The sequence below is a fragment of the Pseudomonas sp. SWRI154 genome (genome assembly GCF_014268645.1).
GTDB classification, from domain to species: Bacteria; Pseudomonadota; Gammaproteobacteria; order Pseudomonadales; family Pseudomonadaceae; genus Aquipseudomonas; species Aquipseudomonas marvdashtae.
Genome location: NZ_JABWQW010000003.1, coordinates 256,110 through 269,028 on the forward strand (window position 1 = coordinate 256,110; position 12,919 = coordinate 269,028).

The 12,919-nt window shown below is 59.6% G+C and carries 9 protein-coding genes; 7 read left to right on the top strand and 2 right to left on the bottom strand.

Annotation, left to right across the window (positions count from 1 at the left end; genetic code table 11):
• The first annotated feature begins 1 nt into the window (after position 1).
• Together HU806_RS04675 and HU806_RS04680 are read left to right on the top strand one after the other, a co-directional pair.
• Positions 2–1,351: a TolC family protein gene (locus HU806_RS04675; protein ID WP_186610260.1), complete on the top strand. Its 1,350-nt coding sequence runs from the start codon at positions 2–4 to the stop codon at positions 1,349–1,351.
• An 87-nt stretch (positions 1,352–1,438) separates the two neighbouring features.
• The gene (locus HU806_RS04680; RefSeq protein ID WP_186610261.1) at positions 1,439–5,302 is read left to right on the top strand and encodes a M10 family metallopeptidase; all 3,864 of its coding nucleotides are present in this window, start codon (positions 1,439–1,441) and stop codon (positions 5,300–5,302) included.
• A 67-nt stretch (positions 5,303–5,369) separates the two neighbouring features.
• Here HU806_RS04680 and HU806_RS04685 read toward each other — a convergent pair whose 3' ends face one another.
• Positions 5,370–6,602, bottom strand: coding sequence for an MFS transporter (locus HU806_RS04685; RefSeq protein ID WP_186610262.1), 1,233 nt, complete (start codon positions 6,600–6,602; stop codon positions 5,370–5,372).
• 149 nt (positions 6,603–6,751) lie between these two features.
• Here HU806_RS04685 and HU806_RS04690 point away from each other — a divergent pair, with 149 nt between their 5' ends.
• The 5 genes from HU806_RS04690 to HU806_RS04710 all read left to right on the top strand — a co-directional run bounded on the left by HU806_RS04690 (position 6,752) and on the right by HU806_RS04710 (position 11,753).
• Positions 6,752–7,636, top strand: coding sequence for a LysR family transcriptional regulator (locus tag HU806_RS04690; RefSeq protein ID WP_186610263.1), 885 nt, complete (start codon positions 6,752–6,754; stop codon positions 7,634–7,636).
• Between the two features lie 200 nt (positions 7,637–7,836).
• Positions 7,837–8,649 carry an oxidoreductase gene (locus HU806_RS04695; protein ID WP_186610264.1) on the top strand — a complete coding sequence of 271 codons (813 nt, stop codon included), beginning with the start codon at positions 7,837–7,839 and terminating at the stop codon, positions 8,647–8,649.
• Between the two features lie 73 nt (positions 8,650–8,722).
• Positions 8,723–9,709, top strand: a complete 987-nt coding sequence (acuI, locus tag HU806_RS04700) for an acrylyl-CoA reductase (NADPH) (protein ID WP_186610265.1) — start codon at positions 8,723–8,725, stop codon at positions 9,707–9,709.
• A gap of 447 nt (positions 9,710–10,156) precedes the next feature.
• Positions 10,157–10,474 (top strand): helix-turn-helix transcriptional regulator, encoded by a 318-nt coding sequence (locus HU806_RS04705; RefSeq protein WP_186610266.1) that lies wholly within the window; start codon positions 10,157–10,159, stop codon positions 10,472–10,474.
• Positions 10,467–11,753, top strand: a complete 1,287-nt coding sequence (locus HU806_RS04710; RefSeq protein ID WP_186610267.1) for a type II toxin-antitoxin system HipA family toxin — start codon at positions 10,467–10,469, stop codon at positions 11,751–11,753. Before HU806_RS04705 ends, HU806_RS04710 begins: the two co-directional genes overlap by 8 nt.
• Before the next feature lie 140 nt (positions 11,754–11,893).
• On the opposite strand, the gene HU806_RS04715 is transcribed toward HU806_RS04710, so the two are convergent.
• The gene (locus tag HU806_RS04715) at positions 11,894–12,808 is read right to left on the bottom strand and encodes a LysR family transcriptional regulator (protein ID WP_225923569.1); all 915 of its coding nucleotides are present in this window, start codon (positions 12,806–12,808) and stop codon (positions 11,894–11,896) included.
• Positions 12,809–12,919 lie beyond the last annotated feature (111 nt).

Sequence of the window (12,919 nt, forward strand, 5' to 3'; positions counted from 1 at the left end):
TATGAAGCCTCTGGTCATGCTGTGCCTGGCGCTCATGCCGTTCAGCGCCCTGGCTGACAATGGCGCTTACCTGGACCTCTGGCAATTGCATCAAGAGGCGCAGGGTGCGGATCCGCGCATCCTTCGGGCACAAGCCCTGATTCGCAGCGGCGAGGGCAACGAGCGAGCGGCCTTCGGTCAGTTGTTGCCGCAGCTCAACGGCAGCGGTAGCGTCAACCGCAGCCGGCGCGACGATGATCTGAGCCGTATCCAGTACAACGGCAAGCGCATGGCGGTGATGCTCAATCAGGTGATCTACGACCCGCAGGTCTGGCGCAGTTACCAGCGGTACGTGGAGCTGGCCCGGCAAAGCGAGTACGAATCCGACGATACCCAGGTGCAGGCCAGCATTGACCTGTCCGAGCGGTATTTTGCGGTGCTCGCAGCGGAAGACGAACTTGCCCTGGTGCGCAGCGAGCTCGGCGCGACCGAGCGCAACCTCAAACGTGTCAACGCCCTGTATGCGCGCCAGATGGCGATGGTGACCGATACGTTGGACCTCGAGGCGCGCGTGGATGCGCTCAAGGCTGATGAGATCGAGGCCAGCAACAAAGTCGAGGTCAGCCGCGAAGCAGTGTCCGAACTGGTGGGGCGCGCCGTCACCGAGCCGTTCAAGCGCATCGCCGATAACCCGGCGTTCAGCTTGCCGGCACAAGCGCAGGATTATTGGGTGCAGACCGCGCTGGACAGCAACCCGGCGTTGCATGCGCGCGAACACAGTATTCGTGCCGCCGAGGCGGCTATTGGCGAAGCCAGGGCCGGGCATCTGCCCCGATTGGGCCTCAACCTGATGGCGCAACGCAGCGACATCGGCTATGAAGGCGCGTTGGCGCCTCGTTCGGACAACCTCGTCGCGTCCCTCGACTTGCAGGTGCCGCTCTACAGCGGCGGCTCCACCCGTGCCCGAGTCTCAAGTTCCGAAAGCGACAAGGAAATTGCCCAGCAAGAGCTGGAAGCCTTGCGACGCCAGGTCATCAAGGAAACCCGTACGGCCTACCTGGGCATGAGCGCCGAGCTGAGTCGTATCAAGGCGACACGCCGCGCCCTGGATTCCGCTGAAAAATCCCGGGTCGCCACTGAAAAAGCCTTCACATACGGCGTCAAGAACGCCGTGGATGTGCTCGATAGCATCAAGGAGGAGTTTCGCGCGCGGCGTGATTTCCTTCAATCCCAGTACCGCTTCGTCACCAGCCTGCTGGTCCTGCACCGCTGGAGCGGAAGGTTGGGGGAGGGGGATATCCGCAAAGCCAACGAATGGCTGGTTGCCCCCGTCTCATCGGATATACGGTCAAAAAAAATGATGGCTAAGTAATATTATTGACGCCATTTTTCGGGCAAAATGAACCACTTGTAGCGGCCGCATCCGGGAAAGGCCGCAGATCGCCCATAGGAAGCTCGTATGCCCAGTCCACTTGGTTATTCCTCGATTTCGTTTGCAAAGCTGACCAGCAATGTCCAGGTCAACAGTTTGCTGGTCGGTACTTATTGGGCCGGTAGTGCGACGGCGGGCACGTCCTTGACGTACAGCTTCATGACGGCAGATTCCTATTTCGCCAGTAACTACAGCAGCGAAAACGAATACGTGCGCGGCTACGCCGTAACATCGGCGCAACAGGACGGCATCGTCAACGCCATCGGAAGCTGGGGTTCGGTTGCCAATATCCATTTCACCCAAGTCGACGAGTCTGCTACCAACGTGGGTGATCTGCGATTTGGCGGCTATCTGTGGATGGACGATGACACGGCTGCATGGGGCTATTACCCCGGCAGGACTCCCAGCGCCGGGGATGTCTGGCTGGGGCCAGTGACCAACGATCCGACGCCCGACGAGGGCTCCTACGACTACCTGGTCTTCATGCATGAGATCGGTCACGCGTTGGGCCTCAAGCACCCGTTCTCCAAAAGCCTGTCGAACCCCACGATTCTTTCTGCGCAGTTCGATGACGTGCGCTACACGATCATGAGCTACAACAGCGCGTACTCCTACGAACCGACGACGCCGATGTTGCTGGATATCGCGGCTATCCAGAGCCTCTACGGCGCAAATAACCAATGGCAGACCGGTAACACCACTTATAGCTGGGCGACCGGCCAATCGGTTTTCGAGACGATCTGGGACGCTGGCGGCGTCGATACCATCGATGCGAGCAGTCAAGCCGGAGCAGTCCGTATCAACCTGAATGAAGGACAGTTCAGCAAGATCGGCCAGAGCTTCCTGAACCAAAAAACCGGCGCAGCCTTCAACGAAGGGCTGGCAATAGCCTATGGCGCTAAAATCGAGAACGCAGTCGGCTCGGTCAATGACGATACGTTGATTGGCAATGCGCTCGGCAACCTCCTGAATGGCGGCGCTGGCAAGGACGTCATGACAGGTGGCACCGGCAACGATACTTACGTCGTCGACAACCTGCTGGACATCATTAGTGAAACCAGCGTCCTGGCCAGCGAAATCGACACCGTGCGTGCGTCCTTGAACTGGAGCCTGGGCGCCAATCTGGAGAACCTCACGCTGACTGGCGTGGCCAACCTCAATGGTACTGGCAACGCCCTGAACAACGTGCTGGCGGGCAATGCCGGCGACAACCTGCTGAACGGCCTGACCGGGCGCGATACGCTGATTGGCGGCGCGGGAAATGATACTTATACGCTCGACAATATCGGCGATACCGTCGTCGAGCTTGCCGATGGCGGCATCGACCTGGTCCGCACCGCAGTCAGTCACACCCTGTCGGCCAACGTCGAAAACGCCCAGCTGCTCGGCGTCGCGGCCCTCAACCTCGTCGGTAACGCCTTGAACAACAGCCTGGTCGGCAACGGCGCCGCCAACGTGCTTAATGGTCTGGGCGGTGCGGACACCCTGGACGGCGGCGCCGGCAACGATACCTACTACGTGGATAATCTCGGCGATACGGTCATCGAGCGAGGCGCTTCGCTGGTTGAAATCGACAGCGTTATTTCGTCCGTCAACTACACCTTGGTCACCAATCTCGAGAACCTGACGCTGCTCGGCGCCGCCAGCCTCAACGGCACCGGCAACGCCCTGAACAACCGCATCACCGGTAACACCGGGGCGAACGTGCTGGACGGCGGGATCGGTATCGACACGCTGGTCGGCGGCACCGGCAACGACACATATGTGGTCGATAACCTGCGGGACGTCATCAGCGAAACCAGTGTCCTGGCCAGCGAAATCGATACGGTTCGTTCTTCCCTGAGCTGGACCCTTGGCGCCAACCTGGAAAACCTCACGCTGACTGGCATTGCCCCTATCAACGGCAGTGGCAACGCCTTGAACAACGTATTGACCGGCAATGCCGGCAACAACCTACTCAATGGCCTGGCCGGACGCGATACGTTGATCGGCGGTGCGGGCAACGACACATATATGCTCGATAACGTTGGCGACAGCGTTGTCGAACTCGCCGATGAAGGCCGCGACGTGGTCCGCACTTCGGTCAGTCATGTCTTGTCGGCCAACGTCGAGGACGCCCAACTGCTCGGCGTTGCCGCGCTCAACCTCACCGGCAACGCCTCGAACAACAGTTTGATCGGCAACGCCGCGGCCAACGTGCTCAATGGCCTGGATGGCGCGGACTTCCTGGACGGCGGTGCCGGCATCGACACCTTGATCGGTGGCACTGGCAACGACACTTATGTAGTCGACAACCTCAAGGATGTCGTCAGCGAAACCAGTACGTTGGACGGCGAGATCGACACCGTGCGTTCCTCTATAAGCTGGAGCCTGGGCGCCAATCTGGAAAACCTGACGCTGACGGGCGTGGCTCACATCAACGGCAGCGGCAACGCGCTGGATAACGTCATGATCGGCAATGCCGGCAATAACGTGTTGAATGGTGGCGCAGGCGTCGACCAACTGGACGGTGGTGCGGGCAACGACACGTATTACGTCGACAATCTAGGCGACACAGTGATTGAACGGGGCGCGTCGCTGATTGAAATTGACAGCGTCTTTTCAAGCATCAGCTACAACCTGGGCACCAACTTCGAGAACCTGACGCTGCTCGGCGCCGCCAGCCTCAACGGCACCGGCAACGCCCTGAACAACCGCATCACCGGCAACACCGGGGCGAACGTGCTGGACGGCGGGATCGGTATCGACACGCTGGTCGGCGGCACCGGCAACGACACATATGTGGTCGATAACCTGCGGGACGTCATCAGCGAAACCAGTGTCCTGACCAGCGAAATCGATACGGTTCGTTCTTCCCTGAGCTGGACCCTTGGTGCCAACCTGGAAAACCTCACGCTGACTGGCATTGCCCCTATCAACGGCAGCGGCAACGCCTTGAACAACGTATTGACCGGCAATGCCGGCAACAACGTACTCAATGGCCTGGCCGGACGCGATACGCTGATCGGCGGTGCGGGCAACGACACGTATATGCTCGATAACGTTGGCGACAGCGTTGTCGAACTCGCCGATGAAGGCCGCGACGTGGTCCGCACTTCGGTCAGTCATGTCTTGTCGGCCAACGTCGAGGACGCCCAACTGCTCGGCGTTGCCGCGCTCAACCTCACCGGCAACGCCTCGAACAACAGTTTGATCGGCAACGCCGCGGCCAACGTGCTCAATGGCCTGGATGGCGCGGACTTCCTGGACGGCGGTGCCGGCATCGACACCTTGATCGGTGGCACCGGCAACGACACCTACGTAGTCGACAACCTCAAGGACGTCGTCAGCGAAACCAGTACGTTGGACGGCGAGATCGACACCGTGCGCTCCTCTATAAGCTGGAGCCTGGGCGCCAATCTGGAAAACCTCACGCTGACGGGCGTGGCTCACATCAACGGCAGCGGCAACGCGCTGGATAACGTCATGATCGGCAATGCCGGCAACAATGTGTTCAACGGCAGTGCAGGCAATGATCGCCTCGATGGCGGAGCCGGCAACGACACGCTGATGGGCGGTGTTGGCACCGATACCTTGATCGGTGGCGCCGGAGCTGACTGTTTCGTCTTCAGCACCTTGAGTGAGCTGGGCAAGGACGGTACCGGTGACGTCATCCTCGATTTCAGCCGCCTGCAGGGCGACAAGATCGATCTGTCGAAATTGGATGCCAATGCCCTGACACCGCTGTTCAATAAGTTCAGCTTTATCGACGCGAACGATTTCACCGGAGCAGGGCAACTGCGCTTCATTGACCATGTGCTGTATGGCAACGTCAACGGCGACCTGAACGCAGATTTCGAGATTCAGTTGCTCGGTGTCAATACGTTCAGTGCCAACGATCTGGTTGCTTGATCAATCGCTCAGCCTGCCTTCGATGAGGAGGGGCTGAGCGATTTGAAGGCTTCGCCTAGGGCGGATATCAGCTCCCCGCAGCGGCAGCGGCGTCACGCCTGGCGTGTGCCGCAAAGCCATGTTGCGACGACCACGCTACCGCCAGTGCCAAAAGCAGCAGGACCGTCAGCGCCGGCGCAAACGCAACGACCCCCAGGTGATTCAACAAGGCGCCTCCGATGATTCCACCGCCGGCAATCGCAACGTTCCACGCGGTGACCAGCATGGACTGGGCGAGATCCGCTGCTTGTGCCGCCGTCTTGACAATGGCGGTCTGGAACAGCGTGCCGGCCCCACCGAAAGCGATTCCCCACGCTGCCATCGCGACATAGATCGCCACCGGCATGTCGCTCATCATCCCTAGCGTCAACGCGGCGATGGCAAACAGGACTGTGCTGGCGAGCGTCAGGGCCCGAAGGTGTCGATCAATCAATACGCCGACGATCCAGATGCCGAGTAGCGAGGCGACGCCAAACACCAGCAATACAAGGTCCGTTCGTTCGGCCAACCCGGACGCTGCCAGGAAGGGCGCGATGTAGGTGTAGAGGATGTTGTGCGCCAATACGAAGGTCAGCACCACGAACAACACGCTGCGGACACCGGGCAGGGCAAACACCCGACCTAATTCAAGCCGCTTTGTCTGTGGTTGCCCACCGAAATCAGGCACCTTGAGACGTACCCAGACCATCAAGGCAATCGCAAACACGCTCATGATGGCGAAGCTCATCCGCCAGCCAATCAGGTTGCCAAGCAGAGTGCCTGCCGGCACGCCCAGGGACAGCGCCAGCGGCGCTCCAACCATCGCAATCGCTATCGCCCGGCCTTTTTGGCGTTCTGGCACCAGGCGGGCGGCATAACCGGCCAGCAACGCCCAGAGCAGCCCGGCTGAAACACCACCGAGCAACCGAGCGATGATCGTCAAACCATAGCTGGTGGACAGTGTCGTGACGGTATTGGCGATGGCGAAGCCGGCGATGGCCAATAACAACAGGGGCCTTCTGCGCATGCCTTGGGTGGCTGCCGTCAACGGGATGGCTGCGAGCAACGAGCCGAGCGCATAGACGGTAACGAGTTGGCCTGCGAAGGCTTCCGAGACCGCCAGCCCTTCGCTGATCTGGGGCAACAAGCCCGCGGGAAGTGCTTCGGTGAGGATAGTGACGAACGCTGCCAGTGCCAGGGCAAACAGCGATCCGAGGGGGAGTGGTGCGGCATCTTCGCCGTCGTTTCGATCTGCGCCGATCCGGGTATTGGCAATCGTCATGTTTCACCTTCCTGTAAGCCGCTGGTGGACTGGATGATTCCGTCCCTCAAGGATGAATATCTGGCGGCTACGGTAGGTGCGCTTCAGAGTGAAGACAATAATGCTAAGGTTCGGAACACAACGGACAAATTGTCTCTAGTGGATCTGCCATGGAATCGTTAAGCGGGATAGATTTTTTTGTTCGGGCCGCCGAGGCTCGAAGCTTTTCAGAGGCGGGCCGGGTACTCGGGGTCTCCTCGTCGGCGGTGGGCAAAAGCGTGGCCCGGCTGGAAGAAAGATTGGGCGTGCGTCTGTTCCATCGCAGCACGCGAAGTATCACGCTGACGGCGGAGGGCGCGCTTTTCCTGGAACGCTGCCGGCGCATCCTGTGCGAAATCGAAGCGGCGGAACTCGAGTTGTCCGAAACCCGCAAAGCGCCGCGCGGGCGATTGCGAGTGAGCCTGCCTTTGGTGGCGGGGCTGGTCATGCCGACGCTGATTGCTTTTATGCGCCGTTATCCGAGTATTGAGCTGGACCTGGATTTTTCTGATCGATTGGTAGACATCGTCGAGGAAGGTTTTGACGCGGTTATTCGTACCGGCGAACCGAACGATTCCCGACTGATGTCCAGGCCGTTGGGCACGTTTAAACTGCTGGTGGTCGGTTCACCCCGGTACTTCGCCGAACATGGCAGGCCGCAGGTCCCGGCGGATTTGTTGCAGCATGCCTGTCTGCTGTACAGATTTCCGAGCTCCGGCAGATTGCAGGTTTGGCCAGTCACCGGGGAAGGGGAGGCGGATCTCACTCTCCCGGCGGCTCTGATCTGCAACACCACCGAAGCGCTGCTACACGTTGTACGCGATGCACTGGGGATTGCCTGCGTACCGGACTTCACCGTACGCGATGCGCTCGCCGCTGGGGAATTGGTCACCGTTCTGGATGACTTCAATCAGCACCAGAACATGTTCCGCATGCTTTGGCCTTCCAGCAAGCATCTGGCGCCCAAGTTGCGGGTGTTCATTGATTTCATGTGCACTGAGTTATTCAAGCGGTAAGCGCAGCACAGGGGATCAAAGCGGCCGGAACAGCCAGTAAAAGCTGCCTGACAACGGGGCGGCGGCAGGGAGCGCGGAAATTCGAGTCGACAGTTAGATGTCGATCGAAATCAAAGTCGTTGACGGCGAAGATTATGACCATCATCATAGCCTCGCCCGACACGCTCCGATGCCGGGACCGACCCAGCCGAGGATTTCCTATGACAACCCCTAAACCCGTAGCGTTGGTGACTGGCGCTTCGTCTGGCATCGGAGAAGCCGTTGCCAACAAACTCGTGGCCGCCGGCTACCGTGTGTATGGCACCAGTCGACGAGGAACTCGGGCGGAACGCCAGGCGTTTGCGATGCTGGCCCTGGATGTGACTGACGATGCCAGCGTCGAAGGCGCCGTCGCAGAACTGTTGCGGTTGGAAGGGCGCATCGATTTGTTGATCAACAACGCGGGCTTTGGACTCGCCCCGGCCGCAGCGGAAGAGAGCTCGATCGAGCAAGCCAAGGCGCTCTTCGATACCAATTTCCTCGGTGTCGTGCGAATGACCCGCGCCGTCGTGCCTCACATGCGGCGCCAAGGTGTCGGTCGAATCATCAACATCGGTTCGATACTCGGCGTCGTCCCCGTGCCTTATGTGGCGCTCTATGTGGCCAGCAAACATGCGGTGGATGGCTATTCCCAGGCGCTGGATCACGAACTGCGTACCCATGGCATCCGGGTTGTGGTCATCGAGCCCGGCTATACGAAAACGGCATTCGAGAGCAACAGCTTCCAGGCCGACGCCAAGCTGGACCTGTATGAGGATATTCGGGAAAAGGTAACCAAAGTCGTCAATCAGGCAATGGCGTCTGCCGAGGGGCCCGATGTGGTCGCCGACGTGGTGCTCAAGGCCGCTCGTGCCGATCGGCCGAAATTGCGCTATACCGCTGGCAAGGCCGCCGCCCAGTTGCAATTCATGCGCCGCTTCGCTCCGGCAGGCGTGCTGGATTCAGGCATTCGCAAGGCCATGCAATTGGCCTGAATCGCCTACGCTGTCCAGCGCTCTGGAGCACACGCGCTGGCCCGAATTCGCTCAAACGGACAGGAAAAAAACAATGACCTTCAAAGCGCTGCTTTCCAATAAAACTGGCGATGTGATTTCCACCAACCTTGTCGACTTCAAAGACGAGGACTTGATGTCCGGAGACGTCACTGTCGCGATCGAATATTCCACCGTGAACTACAAGGACGCCATGGCCCTCAGTGGCCGCACGCCGGTGATCCGCCAGTTTCCATTGATTCCAGGCATCGACTTCGCCGGCATCGTCGAAAGCTCCAGCCACGCCGGTTTCCAGGCTGGCGACCGGGTGCTGGCCAACGGTTGGGGGCTGAGCCAGACCCATCACGGCGGTTTTGCCCAGAAGGCACGGGTGAGTGGCGATTGGCTGGTCAAAGTCCCCAAGGCATTTTCGACCCGGGAAGCGATGGCGATCGGCACGGCAGGTTATACCGCGATGCTCAGCGTCTTGGCGCTGGAGCATGGCGGATTGACCCCGGAGCGCGGCGATATCCTGGTCACGGGCGCCAGCGGCGGCGCCGGCTCGGTGGCCATCGCGCTGCTCTCGGGCCTTGGCTATCGCGTGGTGGCCTCGACCGGGCGTCAAGAGGAAGCCGGTTACCTGAGTGACCTGGGTGCGACACACGTCATCGATCGCCACACCTTGTCAGAGCCGGGCGCACCCATTGCCAAGGAGCGTTGGGCGGGCGTCATCGATTCGGTCGGCAGCCATACCTTGGCCAACGCCTTGGCGCAGACTCAATACCGTGGCGTTGTCGCTGCTTTCGGCCTGGCCCAGGGGGCAGACCTGCCCGGATCGGTATTGCCCTTCATCTTGCGTAACGTGACCCTGGCCGGTATCGATTCTGTCAATGCACCTCAAGACGTCCGGTTGCAGGCATGGTCGCGACTTGCGCGAGACCTCGACTTGAGCAAGCTGGCCCGAACCACTCAGGTGGTGGGTTTGGCACAGGTTCCAGCGGTCGCCAGTCAGGTGCTGGAAGGAAAAGTCCGGGGGCGCACGGTCGTCGATGTGAACGCGTGACCTACGTTTCTCGTGGCCATTTCGAACTGAGGAGTCATACATGCCGCTTCCACGGCAACAGCGATACGCGCCGGCAACTCTTGCGTACTCACGGCGTGGACGTCGTTGAAGCTGCCCGCAGCTAGAGACTCTCAGGATCCCCAAAAAACATTTTGCTCAGGCTCTGGGACGGTGGTTTCAGGTCGAAAAGTTTTTGCTTGCCCCATTTTTGCCCCAACGCTCACTGGGTTCGGGCGGAAGGCAAGCCTTCACCCAGTACGATTCTGAACGGACCCAATAGTTCTTCCTGCCCTTTGGCTTTAGGGTATATAAATCCAGTAAACTGTGGCTAAAGCTATAAATCAAGCGATAAGGCACAGATTAAGGGAATTAAGTCGCTTGATAGGGTTGGACGTTAATTCTATAATTTTGGGAACTAACTGGCACAAGATGGGCTAGGTACACACTATGTTGGATTTAAGCTTCAGCAAGCCGAGCGAGGTCGTCAAGCGCCTCTGCAATCGCTTGCGCACAGAGCGCTTGGCGCTGGACATGACACAAGCCGACTTGGCCGGGCGTGCAGGCATCGGCACCAACACCGTGTCCAATCTTGAAGCCGGGCGCAATGTCGGGTTCGAGAACGTCGTTCGGGTGGCGATAGCTCTTGGCCGAACCAAGGAACTCGAAGGCCTGTTCCTGCCAAAGCTGGACAGCATCGAGGATATTCGGCGCTACGAAAACAGCGCCAATCGTCTTCGTACAAAGAGGAAGTCCGGCAATGCTTGAGCAGGTGAACGTCTTCTACGAGGGCTGGGGTGAGCGATGGCAATGGGGCACGCTGGTCTCCACAACCGCCCTGACCGGTCGCCCGCTGATCGCGTTCGAGTACAGCAATGAAGCCAGGCAAAGGGGCTTGGAACTATCCTCCTACACGCTGCCGTTGGAGGGGGCTCAGTTGCGCCGAGATTTTCCAGACCATCAACTGTACTTGCCAGGGCCTGTTTACGACTCGTTGCCGGATGGGTGGGGCATGTTGCTGATGGACCGCATGTTCAGGCGGCGCGGGCTCACCACGGCGCGCATTGGCTCACTGGAACGGCTGGCCTACATCGGTAGCAATGCGATGGGTGCCATGACGTTTGAGCCCGTGGCACCCGAAGGGCAGGAATCTGAAGTCCACATTCCGCTGGAACAGCTTGCCGCCGAAGTGCAGGAAGTGCTCCGTGGAGACGGTGGCGAGTTCCTGCAGACGTTGTTGCTGGTGGGCGGCTCGCCTCAAGGTGCAAGGCCTAAAGCCCTCGTCTATCGCGATCCAGAAACTGGAGGGTTTACCACTGCCGTCACGCCGGGCTTTGAAGCATGGTTGATTAAGTTCCCGGCCAAAGAAGAACATGCGGAGGTGTGCGCTATCGAAATGGTCTATGCCGAATGCCTGCGCATGTGCGGTATCGAGACCCCTGACACGCAGTACTTCAGTCTGCCTAATGGGTTGGCAGCGTTTGCCAGTAAGCGATTTGACCGCCGGGATGGTCTGCGCGTACCCATGCAAAGCCTCGCGGCGTTTACGGGGGCAAATTACCGGTCTCCGGGGGTGTTGGACTACGTCAATTTCATGCGGGCAACACAGATGTGTACCAACGACGTGCGAGGGATGGCGCGGGCGTTCGAACGTGCAGTCTTCAACGTTGCGTTCAACAACAGAGACGATCATCCCAAGAACTTCGCCTACATCATGTCTCAAGACGGTCAGTGGAGACTGTCGCCGGCTTACGACGTGACATTCTGCGAGGGGCCAAGTGGATACCACCAGATGGATGTGATGGGAGAAGCGCTGGCGATTTCCCGCGCGCAAATGCTTCGGCTTGCCGAGGAAGCCGAGGTGTCCCCGGACGCTGCAGGCAGAGTGATTGACGGCATTTGTGATGTAGCGAGCCGGTTCGCAAGCATCGCCGAGAACCTATGCCCACAGGTTATTACCCGAGACACCTTGCGCACGATCCAAGGCCGCATCGATCAGAACGTAGCTCGGTTACACCACGGTCACGCGGGCAGCGGTCACCGTTGAAGTTTGTTGCCAAAAAGCGGTACTTTCGAAAAGTGAGCAAGTGCTCAATGAAAAACTTAGGCAAGGTTGAAGATAGGGTCTAGTAGGGCAACGCATTTTCCTTTACGAGTTGTTCATTTGTCGTCGGTAGATGCTCGCAGCTATAGACTCTCAGGGTCGCCAAAAAACATCTGAATCCGCGAGCGCAGCCAGCGTTCGCCCGGGTCGTTGTCCTGGGATCCGCGCCAGGCCATGTGCAGCTCGAAGCTGCGCACCGGAATCGGCGGGTCTTCGGCGCGCACGCCGCCAGCGGCGGTCAGCGCGTCGGCCGTGTAGTCGGGCACGGTAGCCACGATATCGGTGCCCGCCAGCAACGTGCTCAAACCATTGAACTGCGGCACGGCCAGCACCACGTGGCGCTTGCGGTCGAGTTTTTCCAACTCTTCATCGATGAAGCCGCTCAAGTCGCCGGCAAAGGAGACCAATGCATGGGGGCGGGCGCAGAACTCGTCCAGGGTCAATCGTCCCGGCGCGGTGTCGGCGCGCAACACTTTGGGTAAGCTGCGGCGCAATACCTTGCGCTTGGCGTTCGCCGGGAGGTCGTCGGTGTAGCTGACACCAATGGAGATTTCACCTGAGGCGAGCAGACCTGGCATCAAGATGTAGTTGACTCGCCGCACCACCAGCACGATGCCTGGCGCTTCCGCTCGCAGGCGCTTGAGCAGCATCGGCAGCAGGGCGAACTCGGCGTCATCCGAGAGGCCGATGCGAAACACCGACGTGCTGGTGGCCGGATCGAATTCCGCTGCCCGGCTGACGGCTGTGGAAATCGAATCCAGGGCTGGGGACAGCAGGGCGAAAATCTCGATCGCCCGGGCCGTGGGCTCCATGCTGCGACCGGTGCGCACGAACAACGGATCATCGAACAGGCTGCGCAGGCGCGACAGCGCAGCACTGATGGCCGGCTGGCCGAGAAACAGCTTCTCGGCGGCGCGGGTCACACTGCGTTCATGCATCAATGTTTCAAACACGATCAACAGGTTCAGGTCGACACGACGCAGGTCATTACGATTCATCTGGGGTCCTGGCAGATTCGGCAAGCTTGACGTGGGCGGCCATATGAGAACAATGGCCGGCGTGAATCTTACGGGGAAAGGCTGGTACTCTGCATCGGCTAATTGCAATTT

Coding starts and splice junctions, on each gene's coding strand:
- HU806_RS04715 (WP_225923569.1), bottom strand. CDS start 12,808: ATGAATCGTAATGACCTGCGTCGTGTCGACCTGAACCTGTTGATCGTG.
- HU806_RS04685 (WP_186610262.1), bottom strand. CDS start 6,602: ATGACGATTGCCAATACCCGGATCGGCGCAGATCGAAACGACGGCGAA.
- HU806_RS04690 (WP_186610263.1), top strand. CDS start 6,752: ATGGAATCGTTAAGCGGGATAGATTTTTTTGTTCGGGCCGCCGAGGCT.
- HU806_RS04705 (WP_186610266.1), top strand. CDS start 10,157: ATGTTGGATTTAAGCTTCAGCAAGCCGAGCGAGGTCGTCAAGCGCCTC.
- HU806_RS04695 (WP_186610264.1), top strand. CDS start 7,837: ATGACAACCCCTAAACCCGTAGCGTTGGTGACTGGCGCTTCGTCTGGC.
- acuI (WP_186610265.1), top strand. CDS start 8,723: ATGACCTTCAAAGCGCTGCTTTCCAATAAAACTGGCGATGTGATTTCC.
- HU806_RS04710 (WP_186610267.1), top strand. CDS start 10,467: ATGCTTGAGCAGGTGAACGTCTTCTACGAGGGCTGGGGTGAGCGATGG.
- HU806_RS04680 (WP_186610261.1), top strand. CDS start 1,439: ATGCCCAGTCCACTTGGTTATTCCTCGATTTCGTTTGCAAAGCTGACC.
- HU806_RS04675 (WP_186610260.1), top strand. CDS start 2: ATGAAGCCTCTGGTCATGCTGTGCCTGGCGCTCATGCCGTTCAGCGCC.